This is a genomic window from Collimonas pratensis (genome assembly GCF_001584185.1).
Classification (GTDB): domain Bacteria; phylum Pseudomonadota; class Gammaproteobacteria; order Burkholderiales; family Burkholderiaceae_D; genus Collimonas; species Collimonas pratensis.
In genome coordinates, this window is the sequence record NZ_CP013234.1 from 4,400,207 (window position 1) to 4,416,927 (window position 16,721).

Annotated in this window: 9 protein-coding genes and 1 pseudogene; 4 read left to right on the forward strand and 6 right to left on the reverse strand. The window is 57.6% G+C overall.

The annotated features are described in order from the left end of the window. Window positions 1-39 precede the first annotated feature (39 nt). Complete coding sequence (locus tag CPter91_RS27020) at window positions 40-375, reverse strand: hypothetical protein (RefSeq protein WP_061943102.1); 336 nt, start codon at window positions 373-375, stop codon at window positions 40-42. On the opposite strand from CPter91_RS27020, the gene CPter91_RS19600 reads away from it, so the two are divergent. The 3 genes from CPter91_RS19600 to CPter91_RS19610 all read left to right on the forward strand — a co-directional run bounded on the left by CPter91_RS19600 (window position 334) and on the right by CPter91_RS19610 (window position 6,968). After that, complete coding sequence (locus CPter91_RS19600) at window positions 334-1,371, forward strand: hypothetical protein (protein ID WP_150119760.1); 1,038 nt, start codon at window positions 334-336, stop codon at window positions 1,369-1,371. The genes CPter91_RS27020 and CPter91_RS19600 overlap by 42 nt on opposite strands. A 1,177-nt stretch (window positions 1,372-2,548) precedes the next feature. Next, complete coding sequence (locus tag CPter91_RS19605) at window positions 2,549-5,839, forward strand: autotransporter family protein (RefSeq protein ID WP_236905865.1); 3,291 nt, start codon at window positions 2,549-2,551, stop codon at window positions 5,837-5,839. A 565-nt stretch (window positions 5,840-6,404) separates the two neighbouring features. Continuing rightward, window positions 6,405-6,968: a GNAT family N-acetyltransferase gene (locus CPter91_RS19610; protein ID WP_061943106.1), complete on the forward strand. Its 564-nt coding sequence runs from the start codon at window positions 6,405-6,407 to the stop codon at window positions 6,966-6,968. Between the two features lie 105 nt (window positions 6,969-7,073). Here CPter91_RS19610 and CPter91_RS19615 read toward each other — a convergent pair whose 3' ends face one another. Beyond that, entirely contained in the window at window positions 7,074-8,126 is a 1,053-nt protein-coding gene (locus tag CPter91_RS19615) for a M35 family metalloendopeptidase (protein ID WP_236905866.1), read from the reverse strand. Between the two features lie 330 nt (window positions 8,127-8,456). Here CPter91_RS19615 and aptA point away from each other — a divergent pair, with 330 nt between their 5' ends. Then, window positions 8,457-9,803 (forward strand): omega-aminotransferase AptA, encoded by a 1,347-nt coding sequence (aptA, locus tag CPter91_RS19620; protein WP_061943110.1) that lies wholly within the window; start codon window positions 8,457-8,459, stop codon window positions 9,801-9,803. 227 nt (window positions 9,804-10,030) lie between these two features. Here aptA and typA read toward each other — a convergent pair whose 3' ends face one another. The 4 genes and pseudogenes from typA to infB all read right to left on the reverse strand — a co-directional run bounded on the left by typA (window position 10,031) and on the right by infB (window position 16,679). Next, window positions 10,031-11,866: a translational GTPase TypA gene (gene typA / locus CPter91_RS19625; RefSeq protein WP_061943112.1), complete on the reverse strand. Its 1,836-nt coding sequence runs from the start codon at window positions 11,864-11,866 to the stop codon at window positions 10,031-10,033. 268 nt (window positions 11,867-12,134) lie between these two features. Beyond that, window positions 12,135-13,088, reverse strand: coding sequence for a tRNA pseudouridine(55) synthase TruB (gene truB / locus CPter91_RS19630; protein WP_061943114.1), 954 nt, complete (start codon window positions 13,086-13,088; stop codon window positions 12,135-12,137). A 119-nt stretch (window positions 13,089-13,207) separates the two neighbouring features. Beyond that, window positions 13,208-13,597: a 30S ribosome-binding factor RbfA gene (rbfA, locus tag CPter91_RS19635; protein ID WP_061943115.1), complete on the reverse strand. Its 390-nt coding sequence runs from the start codon at window positions 13,595-13,597 to the stop codon at window positions 13,208-13,210. Between the two features lie 236 nt (window positions 13,598-13,833). After that, window positions 13,834-16,679: pseudogene (gene infB / locus CPter91_RS19640) on the reverse strand (translation initiation factor IF-2). Window positions 16,680-16,721: the final 42 nt, after the last annotated feature.

The window sequence follows — 16,721 nt, forward strand, 5'->3', positions numbered from 1 at the left end:
CACGCGATCGATCGCCGTGGACAAGTGCCACTTGTCGCGTTAGGACCACACCATGAAAAACGCTTCTGTCACTTCCAACGCCGCTACCGCTAACTCCAAACCGATCATCCTGGACGAACCGATCAAGCGCGGCGACACCTTCATCAGCGAAGTCACCATCCGCCGCCCGAAGTCGGGAGAGCTGCCGAACTGACCGCACAGCAGAAGAAGCTCGCGGCGGTCGGCGCGCAACAGCAGAAGGTCGCCGGCGCCCGCCAGCATGCCGACAAACTGCGCACCACCGCCGGCAATGTCGCTGCTGCCGGCATCGGTGCGACCGTCGCTGGCGCCGCCGTGGGCGCGCCCCTCGTCACTGGCCTGAAAGAGGCGAAGCATTACCAGACCGAGAAAGGCCGCATTACTGCCCTGGGCCTGGGACCGCAAGTAAGCGCCGAGGCCGAGAAATACGCCCGCAGCATGAAGACCTACGGCACCAGCCACGCCGAAAACCTGGAGCTGGTGCGGGACAGCATGTCCGTGTTCGGCGATCTGCCGCACGCGCAGATGGTCGCCCCCATGCTGGCAAAGATGAAATTCGCCAACAAGGCGTTTTATGGCGAGGAAGTCGGCGGGGAGAATGAGCGCAAGTTCATGGACATGTTGAAGGTCATCGAGGTGCGCGGCGGCACGGCCAGCTCGGAGAAATTCCACGAACAAGCCAACATGGTGCAAAAGGTCATTTCCGCCACTGGCGGCCGGGTCGGTCCTACCGAGTGGCTGAACCTCATCAAGACCGGCGGCATCGCGGCCAAGGGCATGGATGAAAAATCCTTTTACTACGAGCTGGAACCGCTGGTCCAAGAATTGGGCGGCTTTGGCGTCGGTAACGGCTTGATGTCGAGCTATAACAATCTGTACCAGGGACGCACCAGCAAGCGGGCCGCCATGAATATGGACAAGCTGGGCCTGATTGGCGACCACACCAAAGTGAAACACGACAAGGTCGGGCAGACTGCCCAGCTTGATCCTGGTGCGCTGCTAGGTTCGGACCTGTTCAAGAAAAGCCAGTTTGAGTGGATGGAAAAGGTCTTGCTGCCGCAGTTGGCAAAGCACGGCATTTCCAGCAAGGACAAGATCCTCGACACTATCGGCAGCCTGTTTACCAATCGCAAGGCCGGCGACCTGATGGCGAACATGTACTTGCAACGCACCCAGATCCACAAGAACCGGAATTTGAACGAAGGCGCCTACGATGTGGACCGGCTTGAACCGCTAGGCCAAGAACAGGCCGGTGGCAAGGAAATGGCGGCGCACGCCAAGCTGGCTAGTGTCGCCGATAGTTCTGGCCCTCTTTGCTTCGCTAGGTACGCTCGTGGCGTGCGTCACTTATAACGCAATCGCAAAAATGCTTGGCGGGATCAGGTACGAGAGTGAAGAGTAAGTAAGCAGCTAATAAATTGGCCGATTAGCCGTATTTGATCTAAAGCTTCCCAAGCTTTAGACGAGGGTCAAAACCCCACTGCTCATGCGGCTCTCCGCTGCGTTGATATGACATGGATTAAAAGCTCCACGCTAATCAACGAGTTAGCAACCATCACATTTTCTAGCCCACCTGTGTAAGTAAAAGCTGCTGATGTGTTTGTGCGATGACAGCGGAAATCCACAACGTGGCAGCGTGGAACGCTTACAAGCCTATGAGTTTCGTTAGCAGCTTTTTGGTACTTGCTGCGTCGGGGGGTGCTAAAGCGATCGTTGCGCATAGTCTTCTTCCTTGCCAACGATGAATTATTGTTTTCATAGGGGAATCCTTACAAGCTTTTGGGGATCGACTGATTGAGATTTAATTTCAATTTTCGGATCATTACCAAAGCAATAAGGCGTATTTAGTTCTTTAAGAATGGCAGAAATCGGCGTGCCGAAAACTTGCCTCAATATTTGGCAAGCAATCTCGCGCAACATGGATGCATGGAGCGAAATGCAAATGAAATGAGCAATTCGTCACCAAAATTTCCCTGACCAATATCTTCATCTCGCCTGTCACCTGGTATCCGTTCCAGGAAGCGCGGTGGTCTTTATTGCCCGGCGCCAGGACGCATCGATTCCTGGCGTGAAGAAGATTGCCAGTCAATTATCAGTATTACCTATCCCGCACGCGGCATCTTTTTGACGATATCGGCATGTGTTGTCTATTTACAATATTTAAATGTCAAATATTGTCGCTTGTTGCCGTAAGGCAATGCAATCCTGAGACAATGAATTGTTAATTCGAAACCAGACTTAACTGAATGTTCAGTGGATTTATAGAATTCAAAATGTTAAATATCATCTCATATTGTTAATTTGCAATGTGAGCCACAAACACCAAATGTTAAAACTGTAACCAACAATAAAAATGCCTCAACCTATTCACTATCGTCTAGTTCTTTCTGCGGCCTCTTCCCTTGTGCTAATTCCCGCGCTAAGTGTGATACCTGGAACAGCCTACGCAGCCTGCAATACTTCTGGTCAAATCACAAACTGCGATGCCACTGCGACCAATCCCTGGGGGGCGACAGTGGGGACCGGCAATGTGCCCGCCGAGGATGGCCGAACCGTCACCATTGGAACGGGCAGCCAACTAGCGGTCGGCGATGCGAACGCCATCAGCCTGCGCGACAACGCAAATATAACGGTCCAGAACGGCGGCACGGTGAGCGCCAAGGGGGTCAGCAACAATGGCCTGTACAGCACCGGCGCCAACACGGTCGAATTCCGCAACAACAGCACATTGACGGTTGACCAGGGAGGTCAAATCCTCGCAACCGGCACTCAAGGCCGTGCGGAAGCGGTCAATCCGCAAGGCACCGGCAATGTCATTGTCAACAATGGCACGATCAAGGCAGATAATTCCGCCGCCATTTGGTTTCAGAATGCCAGCGGCCTGAACACGATCGTCAATAATGCAACAGGAATCATCCAGGCGCCAGGCAATGTGATCGGCGCATCCGGCAATGGAGCGGTCGACTTTACCAATAAAGGACAAGTCATCGGCAATCTCGTTTTTGCAGGTGGCAATGACACGTTGCGGCTTTATACGGGATCGGTCATTACCGGCAACTTCGATGGCGGCGGGGGCAATAACACCGTCTTCTTGAACAGCGCCGGAACCTCGTCCCTTTCCGGAACCATAAAGAATTTCTCGTCACTTATCAAAACTGATTCTGGAACTTGGACGTTGACCAGCGCAATCACCGGGCCCACTGTCACTGAGGTTCAACAAGGCACGCTAGTGCTTACCGGCAACAACAGCGCATATGCCGGCACCATGACCGTCGACGCGGCAGGCACGCTTGAAGCGCGGGCGCAGAGTTTGACGCCTAGCGTCATCGACAATGGCCTGGTGCGCTTTGCACAGCCTGACAATGGCACTTATGCCGGTCTCATTTCAGGCACTGGTGGAGTCGAAAAGACCCAGGCCGGCACACTAGTGCTGGCACCGACAGCTGCTGGCGGCAATACCTATTCCGGCGGCACCACGCTCACCGGCGGCACCGTTGCTGTCGCCGCCGACAACGCACTTGGTGCAAACACCGGTGGGCTGACATTCAACGGCGGCACACTCCAGCTCTTGAAAAATTTCAATCTCGCCAATTCGCGTGCGGTAACGATAAATGCACCGGGCGGCACAATCGACACGCAGGGATTTGCATCCACGCTGACGCAAGGCATGACTGGTTCTGGCAGCTTCAGCAAAGCAGGAACGGGAAGCCTGACGCTTGCAGGAAGCAATACCTATACCGGCGGCACGATGATTTTGGCGGGTACGCTGCGGCTGGGTAACGGCAGCGCGACTGGCAGCATCGTTGGCGATGTCTTCAATAATGGTTCTCTTGTCTTTAACCGCTCCGACACGCTCCTTTTTCCTGGAACGATTTCAGGCACAGGCTCGGTCAACCAAGCCGGTAGCGGCACCACGGTGTTAACCGGGAACAGCACCTATAGCGGTGGAACCAGCATCTCGGCCGGTACGCTGCAACTTGGCAGCGGTGGCACAACAGGTAGCATCGTGGGCGATGTTACAAACAACGGTACGCTGGTCTTCAACCGTTCCGACGACGTGACTCTCCCTGGCACGATTTCCGGGATCGGTTCGGTTAAGCAGGCCGGTGCCGGCATGACAGTGCTAAATTCGGACAATCCATATACCGGAGGAACGATCGTCACGGCCGGCATACTAGCAGTGGGCGACGCGTCGCACGCTGCGGCAACATTGTCTGGTGGTGGAAATACGACCATCGTGTCAGGTGCCACGCTGGGCGGTTACGGCAGCGTCACAGGACCGGTGACCAACAACGGCAGAATCGCGGTCGCCAATGCTTTGCCTCAGTTTGCCGGCTCGGGCAACGGCAGCTTTACAATCAACGGGGCATTGAACAACGCTGGCCTAGTGCAAATCGGCGGCCAAGGGGTTGGCAACCGGCTCAATGTTGTCGGCAACTATGTCGGCCAAAATGGCAGCATCGCCCTGAACACCTTCCTCGCAGGTGATGGCGCGGCATCTGACCGGTTAGTGATCAGCGGTGGCGCCGCCAGCGGTTCGTCTAGCTTACGCATCACGAATATTGGTGGTCCTGGCGCAGCCATTGTCGCCGATGGTATTGAGGTGGTGCAGGCCGTGAATGGTGCGACGACCACTGCAAGCGCATTTGCACTTGCGGGGCCGGTCAAGGCTGGCGCCTATTCTTACTATCTTGCCAAAGGCGGCGTGACGAGCGGTACATCTGAAAACTGGTATTTGCGTAACACAGTGACACAAACTCCAACTCCAACTCCAACGCCACCCGTTGTTGTGCCTCCAACCACGACCTTAGGCGCACCTCCAGTTGTGCCTCCAGCTACGCCATCGACAGGCTCTGGAGCAATCCCGCTGTATCGCCCCGAAGTGCCTATCTATACGGAAATTGCCAGCGTCGCCCGGCAGCTCAATATCCAGCAACTCGATAATTTCCATGATAGGCAAGGGGAGCAATCGCTGTTGACCGAGAACGGCGAACTGCCGGCAGCTTGGGGGCGTGTTTGGGGCAGCCATACCAAGCAACGCCAGGACGGTACTGTCTCGCCCCAGTTCGATGGATCAATGACGGGAATGCAGGTCGGTCACGACATCTATGCCGACACCAGCGCCAGTGGCCAACGTGATCATTACGGTCTGTTTCTCGGTTATGCGCATGCCACCGGCAACGTCAACGGTTTTGCGATGGCCGTGCAGAATCTTGATGTCGGCAATCTTGCTATCGACGCCTATAGTCTTGGCGGCTACTGGACTCACGTCGGCCCGAGTGGCTGGTACACGGATGCAGTCCTGATGGGAAGTTCACTGTCGGCGGATCCGCGTTCACACGATGGCATCGGCGCGCATACGCATGGCAGCGCACTCATCGGATCGATCGAAGGTGGCCTGCCGATTCCACTCAGCGCGGATGTGACCATCGAACCTCAGGCGCAAGTGATCTGGCAAAATCTATCGTTCAATGACTTGAATGACGGTGTCTCGACTGTGGGCTTTAACAACGGCAACACCTTCCTCGCTCGCCTCGGAGTGCGCTTGCAAAGCCGTTTTGAAACAGTTGCAGCGATCTGGCGGCCATATCTGCGGCTGAACCTGCTGCGCAGTTCCGGTTCTAATGACACCACTACTTTTGATGGCACCACATTGATCTCGAACGGTACGCGTCAGACAGCGGGCCAGCTGAACGCCGGTCTGGTCGCAACAATTAACAAATCGACCAATGCGTTTGTCACTGCAACCTACACTGCCAACCTAGGCGGAGCGCAACAACGCACGGTGATGGCGGATGCCGGCATACGTTGGAGTTGGTAAGCATGGCGGCAATGGCAAGGTCTTACGTGCTCTTCATGTAAGTGTAGAGGGGGCGATCCTCCGTTTTAATGGGGCTCAACGATGAGATTTGATGGTGAAAGTGAAACATTCACTTTCACCATTTTTTTAAGTGTTTCGGCAGCCGATATCTAGATAAGTATCTGTCAATTGATTGGATGCGGATCGTTTTCTTCCGAAAAGCGTACGGCAGTAGTAAAGATTTTCGTAAGACAAACTAATGTTGCGAAACGAGGAATGCCTTAGGCTTATCGTGATCAATGCCCAAGTTCAAATTTGGAGCACTGCTATCGGGTTGGCGACAATACACACACCCAACCAATTCGAGGCGGCATACGCACTACAGGGACCATAGTTTATCAGGAAGCCGCAGCCGCCCGCAGCGCGATGCTCCGCGGGCAGGAATTTGTAGCCAAGCCCGTGGATGGAAACGGGCCGCATTCCGACAAAAATTACATTGCAAATATTTTATAATTTAGCAATATTAGTCATACAATAACAAAATAGATCAGGAACAAGCTACCTCAAGAGACAGGCAGGCCAGCCCATGCAAACGATAACAACGGAAAACCTAGTCCTGCGTGACTTTTCCCTGGTGGACAGGGATGCCTACCGTGCGTTGCGCGACGATCAGAAATTCGCTCGCTTTTATAGCGAAGAAGATGTCTCGACCGACAAATCGGACGCCCTGCTGGATCTCTTCATTGCACAAAGCCTTGAGCTGCCGAGAAACAAGTACCAGTTTGCGATAGTCACCAAGAGCGGCGATCTGATCGGCTCTTGCGGCATCCGCCTGGAGGCCGACCAGCAGGCATCGGTGGGCTGCGAACTTGGGCGCGAGTGGCAAAAGAAAGGCTACGCGCTGGAAGCCGGCAATGCGGTGCTGGCCTTTGGCTTTGACCAGCGCGGGGTACATCGCATTTACGCCGAAACGATTTCAGAAAACAAGGCGGCGATCCGGTTGTGCAAGATCCTCGGGATGCGGCATGAGGCGCTGTTTCTGGAAAACCGGTTTTTCCAGGGGCGCTGGTGGAGTACTTCGGTGCTGGCGGTGCTGGCCCGGGACTGGCGCCAGCGCTACTCCGTCCGCGGACATCGAAAAGACAACTGATCAGCTTCAGTTAAAAAATTCGCTGGATTCAGCAGTCATCACTTGCCGCGGATACCGCTGGCCAGAACACGTAATCTGCGCATCCCGGCCAGCCCGCCTCCAGCCTTACTGCCGCGCCGGGTTATTTTCTGCGAAGTACTCGTGGTTATCGGCATTGTCCAGCGCGGAATCAGGATCGCTGGTGGCCAGGCTATGCGCGCCGCTTTGGCCGTAGACATGGTCGCCGGTGCCGGCCACTACCGTGAAGTGGCTGGTTTCATGCACCAGCGTACCGGACTTGGAATCGGTGCCGTTGGCTGGCGCCTGCCAGTAGGCGCCGCACAGGTAGACGGTGTAAGGCTGGTCCGGATAGACATAGGCATAGGTGCCGGAATCGGTACAGCTGCAGTCGAACTTGTACGACTGGTTGCCGAGCACGTTGCTGATGTTGTTGTAGTGGCTGGTGGCGGTCGCATAGCGGCCGCTGGTGACAGCGCCGAACCACCAGGTGTAGCGGCTGCCGGTCTTGTTGGCGGCCAGGTAGCTCTTGGCGTTGGTGGCGATCGAGGTAGCGTCGGTGCGGGCCGTAGTCAGCGCGGTCTTCTGGCTGTTGCTGCAGCTGGCGAAGCTGGTCGAGCCGCTGGCGTTGATCGCTCCCAGCAAGTCGCCGGAAGTCTGCTTGGAGGATGGCGCCGGACCGCCGTCAACATTCAACGGCAGCGCGTTGGTATCCAGCGTGATGCCACCGCCAGCGGCGCCGGTCTTGGCCAGCACCGCATTGCCGGCTTCCCGCACCAGGGTTTCGGCAGTACGCTTGTACTTGACCACGTACTGGCCGCCACGGTACATCTCGTAGTAGGCGCTGAGGTCGACCTCGACCGCCCGGCTTTCATTCGGCTTGAGCGTGATGTAATCCTTGTCGGTGGCTGGCTTGCGTTTCACCAGCCGTCCCACATAGCGCACCGGCTGACCGCCCAGCGCGACGCTGAACAAGTCGCCGCTGACGCCGTTCAGCGGCGTTTCCCAATTCAGGATGTGCAAAGGCGCGGCGCTGGTGTTGCTGATGGTGTACAGCACCTTGCCGGCGCCCGCGTCACCTTTCGCACTCGCTTCCTGGATCGTGACCTGGATATCCGCCTTTGCCGCGTAAGCCGAGCCGCTTACAACGATTGCCGCCACACACGTGACGCCTGCCAACCATTTCTGAAAACTGACCATGGATTACCCCTCTTGAAGAGTTAAATGGACCCTTGCCGTATGGACACGGGTAAATTTATGCTATAGCACAAGGGAGGTAGTTGGCATCCTGTCAAAGTTAACAGGATGCCATGGCAGCCTGAGGCGCGCCTGGAAGCGTCGTCACCGATACCGCAGGCAGGCCGCTTTCCAGAATAGGCAGCGCCAAGTGGCCCTACCGCAGGCGGCATAAACGGACTACCATCGTTACAGGGATCCGCCATCGGTTCAGTCGCCGGTGCCGGATTCGCCGCCGACCATCAAGGAGATCCCATGCCTACCCCCCTGAACACCGACCATTTCTGGATGCCGTTTACCGCCAACCGCCAGTTCAAGAGCAAGCCGCGCATGCTGGTCTCGGCAGCGGGCATGTACTACACCACTGACGACGGCCGCCAGATTCTGGATGGCACCGCCGGTCTGTGGTGCAGCAATGCCGGCCACTGCCATCCGAAGATCGTCGAAGCGATCCAGAAGCAGGCAGCGCAAATGGACTTTGCGCCGGTGTTCCAGATGGGGCACCCGAAGGTTTTCGAAGCCGCCAGCGCGCTGGCGGCAATCGCGCCGGAAGGCTTGAACCGGGTGTTCTTTTGCAATGACGGCTCGGAGTCGGTGGATACTGCGCTGAAGATCGCACTGGCCTATCACCGGGTGCGCGGCGACGGCTTGCGCACGCGCCTGATCGGCCGCGAGCGCGGCTACCACGGCGTCGGCTTCGGTGGCATCGCGGTCGGCGGCATCGCCGGCAACCGCAAGCATTTCGGCCCGACCCTGGCCGGCGTCGATCATCTGCGCCATCCGCTGGATATCGCGCGTAATGCATTCTCGCGCGGCTTGCCGGAACACGGTGCCGAGATCGCCGACGAGTTCGAACAACGGCTGCTGGCGCTGCATGATCCGGCCACCGTGGCGGCCTTGATCGTCGAACCGATCCAGGGTTCGACCGGCGTCATCCTGCCGCCCAAGGGTTATCTGCAAAAGCTGCGCGCCATCTGCGACAAATACGGCATCTTGCTGATTTTCGACGAAGTGATCACTGGCTTCGGTCGCCTCGGCGCACCGTTTGCGGCCGACTATTTCGGCGTGGTGCCGGACATGATCTGCTGCGCCAAGGGCCTCACCAACGCCAGCGTACCGATGGGCGCGGTGATCGTGCGCCAGGATATCCACGACGCCTTCATGAGCGCCGCCAACGAGAACGCTATTGAATTCTTCCACGGCTATACCTACACCGGCCATCCGCTGGCGGCGGCCGCGGCAGTGGCCACCATGGACGTCTACAAGAGCGAAAACCTGTTCGACCGCGCCGCTGCAACGGCGCCTTATTTCGAGCAGGCGGCGCACAGCCTGAAGGGCCTGCCTTACGTCAAGGACGTGCGCAACCTGGGACTGGTGTGCGGGATTGAACTGGAATCGATTGCCGGCAAGCCGGGCGCGCGCGCCTTCGATGCTTTCCTCAAGTGCTTCTGGGAGAAAGGCGTGCTGATCCGCACCACCGGCGACATCATCGCCCTGTCGCCGCCGCTGATCATCGAACCGGGACAGATCGACCAGTTGTTTGCTGCCATCGGCGAAGTGCTCAAGGCGCAGCATGCGGCGAGCCTGACCGTCTCAAAATAATACGTAGGGTGGGCACGTCTTTGTGCCCACGCGTGACCGCAATAACAGGAGTACAGGTCCGCGTGGCACGGAAATAGGCATGTGCGTGGAGTGAATTCACGCGTGGGCACAGGTGCCCACCCTACAATTTTCGCCAATAAAAAACCCGCCGACGCGTGCCCTGGACAAGGACACGGATCGGCGGGTTCTTTTAGTGACCGGACCAGAGGTCCAGAGCACTGAGCAGCTTACGCGTCGCGCGAAGCCTTTTTACGCTCGTGTTCCTTCAAGTAGCGCTTACGCAGGCGAATGCTCTTCGGCGTGACTTCGACCAGCTCGTCGTCGTCGATGAACTCAACCGCATATTCCAGCGACATTTCGATTGGCGGCACCAGGCGCACCGCTTCGTCGGTACCGGAGGAACGGACGTTGGTCAGCTGCTTGCCCTTGATCGGGTTAACCACCAGATCGTTGTCGCGCGAGTGGATACCGATGATCATGCCTTCGTAGACCGGGTCATTGTGGCTCACGAACATACGGCCGCGATCTTGCAGTTTCCAGATAGCGTAGGCAACGGCTGCGCCGTCGTCCTGCGAGATCAGCACGCCGTTACGACGGCCGCCCAGTTCACCCTTGGAGGTGTCGACCGGTGCGTACTCGTCGAACACGTGGCTCATCAAACCGGTACCGCGGGTCAGGGTCATGAATTCTCCCTGGAAGCCGATCAGACCACGTGCTGGCATGCGGTATTCGAGACGGACACGGCCCTTGCCGTCCGGTTCCATGTTTTGCAGGTCGCCGCGACGACGGCCCAGTTCTTCCATGACGCCGCCCTGGTTGGCTTCTTCGACGTCGACAGTCAGGTTTTCGTATGGCTCTTGACGCACGCCATCGACCATCTTGAACACCACGCGTGGACGCGAAACGGCCAGCTCGTAGCCTTCACGACGCATGTTTTCGATCAGGATGGTCAGGTGCAATTCACCGCGGCCCGACACTTCGTAGGTCGAATCATCGCCTTCAGCCTGTACCACGCGCAATGCCATGTTGGCTTTCAGTTCGCGGTCCAGACGGTCCTTGATCTGACGGGTGGTGACGAACTTGCCTTCGCGGCCAGCCAGCGGCGAGTTGTTGACCATGAAGTTCATGGTCAGGGTCGGTTCATCAACCTTCAGCATCGGCAAGCCTTCCGGATGGTCCGGTGCGCAGATGGTGGAGCCGATGCTGATTTCTTCGATGCCGTTGATCAGCACGATGTCGCCAGCCAGCGCTTCGTCGGTCAGCACGCGGTCGAGGCCGCGGAAAGTCAGCACCTGGTTGATGCGGGCCTTGGTTGGCTTGTCGTCCGGGCCATTCATCCAGACCACGTCTTGCAGGGCTTTGACTTTACCGCGCAGGATACGGCCAACGCCGATCTTGCCGACGTAGGAAGAGTATTCCAGCGAAGTGATCTGCAGTTGCAGCGGGCCGTTAGGATCATCTTCACGCGCTGGGACGTGCTTCAGGATGGCGTCGAACAGCGGTTCCATGTTGCCGTCGCGCACGGTGTCTTCCAGACCTGCATAGCCCTTGAAGCCCGATGCGTAGATGATCGGGAAATCCAGCTGCTCGTCGGTTGCGCCGAGCTTGTCGAACAGTTCGAAAGTGGCGTTCACAGCCTTTTGCGGATCGGCGTTTTCACGGTCGATCTTGTTGACCACGACGATTGGCTTGAGGCCCAGCGCCAGTGCCTTGCGCGTCACGAAACGCGTTTGCGGCATCGGACCTTCTTGCGCATCGACCAGCAGCAGAACGCTGTCGACCATCGACAGTACGCGCTCGACTTCGCCGCCGAAGTCGGCGTGGCCAGGGGTATCGACGATGTTGATGTGGGTGCCCTTGTATTCGACTGCGCAGTTCTTCGACAGAATCGTGATGCCGCGTTCTTTTTCAATATCGTTCGAATCCATCACGCGTGCATCGACGTGCTGGTTGTCACGGAAAGTGCCGGATTGACGCAGCAATTGGTCAACCAGAGTGGTCTTGCCGTGGTCAACGTGGGCAATGATGGCAATGTTGCGGATAGCGCGAGGTGTGTTTGACATGGTCAGTTTGAAGATTGAAGAACTTAGTAAGTGCGCAGATAACGATTGCGCAGAATATTTATTGCGAGATTATTTATTGCGAGAATATCTATTACTACAAATGCGGCCAAACATGCTCGCTAAGGCACTGCACAGAAGCACGGCAGATGTAGCGGAATTTGGGAGGCCGCGCATTATAGCATGATGCGCTGCACTACCTTATGAAAAGCCTTGTAATTTCAACGAGTTGCTGCCTCAATCCCAGCACGGATATTATTTAAAAGACATTTTATACGAGCGCGGCGGTGGCAATCAGGCGTTCGGGTGCCAGGACGCCGTACTCATGCAGTTGCGCGGCGCCCAGCAATTGCCTTGCAGACACGTTATCAACCGGCTGCAGGTAAACCCTGACCCGTCCGGCCTGCGCCGGCAAGGCTACGCCTTCTTTCGTCAGCGTCAGGCGCTGGCCTTGGAGGAAACGCTTGGCCAGCGCTTCGGACAGCAATACTTCAGGAAACGTCAGCAGCAAGCTGTCGACCGGCGCCAGCAAAGCGCTGCGCTGGTCCGGCTCGGTAGCCGTCAACTGCTCCAGCGTGACGCAGCCGTCCAGCGTCAGATGGCCGACCTGGACCCGGCGCAGCTCTTGCAAATGGGCGCCACAGCCCAGCGCGTTGCCGATGTCTTCGCCCAGTACGCGGATGTAAGTACCCTTGCTGCAAGCGACACGCAGGCGCAGGAACGGTACTTCATAGGCCAGGAATTCCAGTGTGTGAATGCTCACGTCGCGCGCTTCGCGTTCCAGCGTGATGCCGGCGCGGGCATATTCGTAGAGCGGCTTGCCGTCGCGCTTGAGCGCCGAGTACATCGGCGGCACCTGCTTGATCGGGCCGCGGAACTGCGCCAGCACGGCGTCGATCTGTTCGCGGCTGACATTAACGTCCTTGCGCTCCAGGACATCGCCTTCAGTATCGCCGGTGGTAGTACTCACTCCCAGGTGTATCAAGGTTTCGTAAGTCTTGTCAGCGTCCAGCAAATCCTGGGCGAACTTGGTGGCTTCGCCAAAACAGAGCGGCAGCACGCCGGTGGCGAACGGATCGAGCGTACCGGTGTGGCCGGCCTTCTGCGCATTGAGCAAGCCTTTGGCCTTGATCAGTGCGTCATTGCTGGAAAAGCCGACCGGCTTGTCCAGCAGCAGGACGCCGTTCAGCGGGACGCGGATTCTTTTAGGTGGACGTGATGCCATGGTCGCAGTGCAGAAAAAAGGGAGAAACGGAGAAACGGAAACGGCCTGCCGTGGCAAGCCGCATCAAATGGTTAACAATGACTGCAATGACCGCCGATCAAACCTGATCGGGAAGCCATTTATTCCTCGCCATCGTCCTTGGAACGGGTGGCGTTCGCCAGGTCGATCAGGCGCGACATCTCGACGCCGCGGGCGGTCGAATTGTCATGGATGAAATGCAAGGCAGGCAAGGTGTGGATAGACAGGCGGCGGCCCAGCTGGTTGCGCAGGAAACCGGCAGCCTGGCTCAGACCCTTGACGGTATTCGCAATCGCTTCCTTGTCGTCGTTGAGCATCGTGAAAAACACCTTGGCATGGGCGTAATCCGGCGTCACCTGCACTTCGGTAATCGTGATCATGCCGACCCGCGGGTCTTTCAGCTCGAACACGATGATCTCGGACAAGTCCTTCTGGATCTGGTCTGCAACGCGCAGGCCGCGGCCGGGGATGGATTTACTATGTTTAGCCATACTTTTATTCGGCGCTGTTACACGCTATATCTTTCACAAATGAACTACCAACAACTTTTCAACTGACACGTAGACAGAATACCCACCTTGCAAACCATGCATCGAAATCGATGCCCCGTAGGGTGGGCACGAAGTGCCCACCCTACGAAACCACATGATATTACCAAACGAAAATCGGGCTGTTAGCCCGATTTTCCTGCCTTACGCACCGGAACTGCGTGCGTGTGCTTTGACTATTACAGGGTACGCGCGATTTCTTCGACTTCAAAGATTTCGAGGTGATCGCCTTCCTTGATGTCGTTGAAGTTCTTCAGGGTCAGACCGCATTCGAAGCCGGAACGGACTTCCTTGACGTCATCCTTGAAGCGTTTCAGCGAATCCAGCTCGCCTGTCCACAAGACTACGTTGTCGCGCAGCAGACGGACCGAAGCGCCACGCTTGACCAGGCCTTCGAGCACGTAGCAACCGGCAATCGCGCCGACTTTGCTGACCAGCAGCACCTGGCGAATTTCCACCAGGCCGAGGTTCTGTTCACGCTTCTCCGGCGACAACATGCCGGACATCGCTGCCTTGATCTCGTCCACGGCATCGTAAATGATGTTGTAGTAACGGATGTCGACGCCGTTGGCTTCCGCCAGCTTGCGTGCCGACGCATCGGCTCGGGCATTGAAGCCGATAATCACGGCCTTGGAAGCGACTGCCAGGTTGACGTCCGACTCGCTGATGCCGCCGACGCCGGCGTGCACCACCTGAACCCGGACTTCGCTGGTCGACAGCTTCTGCAGCGACTGCACCAACGCTTCTTGCGAACCTTGGACGTCGGTCTTGATGATCATCGGCAGGTTCTTGACCTCGCCTTCGGCCATCTGGTCGAACATGTTTTCCAGCTTCGCGGCTTGCTGCTTGGCCAGCTTGACGTCACGGTATTTACCTTGACGGAACTGACCGATTTCACGCGCCTTGCGCTCGTCTGCCATGACCATGACTTCTTCGCCGGCAACCGGCACTTCTGTCAGACCCTGGATTTCGACCGGAATCGATGGACCGGCTTCGGAAATCGCCTTGCCGTTTTCATCCAGCATCGCACGGACACGGCCATAAGCCGAACCCGCCAGCACGACGTCGCCGCGCTTCAAGGTGCCGGACTGCACCAGGATCGTCGCCACAGGACCGCGGCCCTTGTCGAGACGCGCTTCCACCACCAGGCCACGCGCCGGGGCAGCAACCGCTGCCTTCAGTTCCAGCACTTCAGCTTGCAGCAGGACTTGTTCCAGCAAGTTGTCGATGCCTTCGCCAGTCTTGGCCGATACCGGCACGAATGGCGATTCGCCACCGTATTCTTCCGGCACCACTTGTTCCGCGATCAGTTCCTGCTTGACGCGATCCAGGTTGCCGCCCGGTTTGTCGATCTTGTTGATCGCCACCACTAGCGGTACGCCGGCGGCTTTCGCATGGGCGATCGCTTCCTTGGTTTGCGGCATTACGCCGTCGTCGGCTGCCACCACCAGGATGACAATGTCGGTTGCCTTGGCGCCACGGGCACGCATCGCGGTAAACGCTTCATGGCCCGGGGTGTCGAGGAAGGTGATCATGCCACGCGGTGTTTCCACGTGATATGCACCGATGTGCTGGGTAATGCCGCCGGCTTCGCCGGAAGCAACCTTGGCGCGGCGGATGTAATCCAGCAGCGAGGTCTTACCATGGTCGACGTGACCCATGACCGTGACCACCGGTGCACGCGGCAGCAGTTCGGCGTCGGCATGTTCTTCGCCGTCGATCAGCAATGCTTCCGGATCGTCCAGCTTCGCAGCGTGCGCGGTATGGCCCATTTCTTCGACCAGAATCATCGAAGTTTCCTGGTCCAGCACCTGGTTGATGGTGACCATCTGGCCCAGTTTCATCAAATGCTTGATGACTTCCGAAGCCTTGACCGACATCTTGTGCGCCAGTTCAGCGACGGTAATGGTTTCAGGGATATAAATATCCTTGATGACCGCTTCTGTCGGCGCCTGGAAATTGCTTTCGTGGTCGTCGTTATGCGAACCGCGGCGGCCCTTCGGACCACCGCGCCAGCCATCGCGGCCACCGCCGGTATTGCCGCGGGTCTTGATGCCGAGGCCGCGCTTCTTGGCGGCGTCGTCCTGCCAGGTCGAAGAGACGTTGGCGGACTTGATCGACTTCTTGTCGACCACGACCTTCTTGTCGTCTTTCTTCTCGCCCGGTTTCTTGTCGGCCGGCTTGTGCAGCGTGCCTTCGGCAGTCTTGGCCGGGCAGCGACAGGCGCTACCGGCTCAGGCGCCTTGATCACGCGGCGCGGTGCATTCATCATGGCCTTGATCTGCGCCACTTCATCCTGCACGGCCTTGCGGGCACGTTCAGTCGCAGCGGATTTCTCGGCGGCTTCCTTGGCGGCTTGCGCAACCTTTTGCTTGGCTTCTTCGCTAGCCAGGCGTTTCTTTTCTTCTGCCGCCGGATCTTCCTGCTTGGCAGGAGCATCAGCGCTGGCAGCGGCCGGAGCCGGGGCTTGCGCAGCGGCTTTCTTGGCTTCCAGTTCAGCTTTCTTGGCGTCGTTTTCAGCTTTTTGCGCAGCCTTGGCTTGCGCTTCCTTCTCAGCTTCCAGCTTGGCCAGGCGTTCTTGTTTTTCCAGCAATTCGGCTTCCTGGCGAGCGATCAATTCTGCCTGACGGCGAGCTTCTTCCACCCGGCGAGCCTGTTCTGCTTCGTCGACGACGGGCGCAGCAGGCGCGGCCGGAGCTGCCGCTACTTCGGCAACCGGCTCGTCACGCTTGACGAAAGTACGCTTCTTGCGCACTTCAACCTGGATCGTGCGCGACTTGCCGGTGGCGTCAGCCTGCTTGATCTCGGTGGTTTCCTTGCGGGTCAGCGTGATTTTCTTCTTTTCGCTATCTGGCACCGCACCGTGCGAACGGCGCAGGTGTTCCAGCAGGCGATCCTTGTCTTCTTTCGACAAGGCGTCGTCAGTCGAATTTTTCTGGACGCCAGCCGACTGTAATTGTGTCAGCAGCAGATCCGCTGGCATTTTCAGTTCGGTAGCAAATTGGGCTACATTGTTACTCGCCATTCAGTCCTCTTTTTCTATGTGGCGCGGCAGACGATACGGAAC

Bases quoted from the DNA above. Each gene is read 5' to 3' on its own strand.
- CPter91_RS27020 (WP_061943102.1), bottom strand. From the start codon at position 375: ATGCTTCGCCTCTTTCAGGCCAGTGACGAGGGGCGCGCCCACGGCGGC.
- CPter91_RS19610 (WP_061943106.1), top strand. From the start codon at position 6,405: ATGCAAACGATAACAACGGAAAACCTAGTCCTGCGTGACTTTTCCCTG.
- aptA (WP_061943110.1), top strand. From the start codon at position 8,457: ATGCCTACCCCCCTGAACACCGACCATTTCTGGATGCCGTTTACCGCC.
- typA (WP_061943112.1), bottom strand. From the start codon at position 11,866: ATGTCAAACACACCTCGCGCTATCCGCAACATTGCCATCATTGCCCAC.
- truB (WP_061943114.1), bottom strand. From the start codon at position 13,088: ATGGCATCACGTCCACCTAAAAGAATCCGCGTCCCGCTGAACGGCGTC.
- rbfA (WP_061943115.1), bottom strand. From the start codon at position 13,597: ATGGCTAAACATAGTAAATCCATCCCCGGCCGCGGCCTGCGCGTTGCA.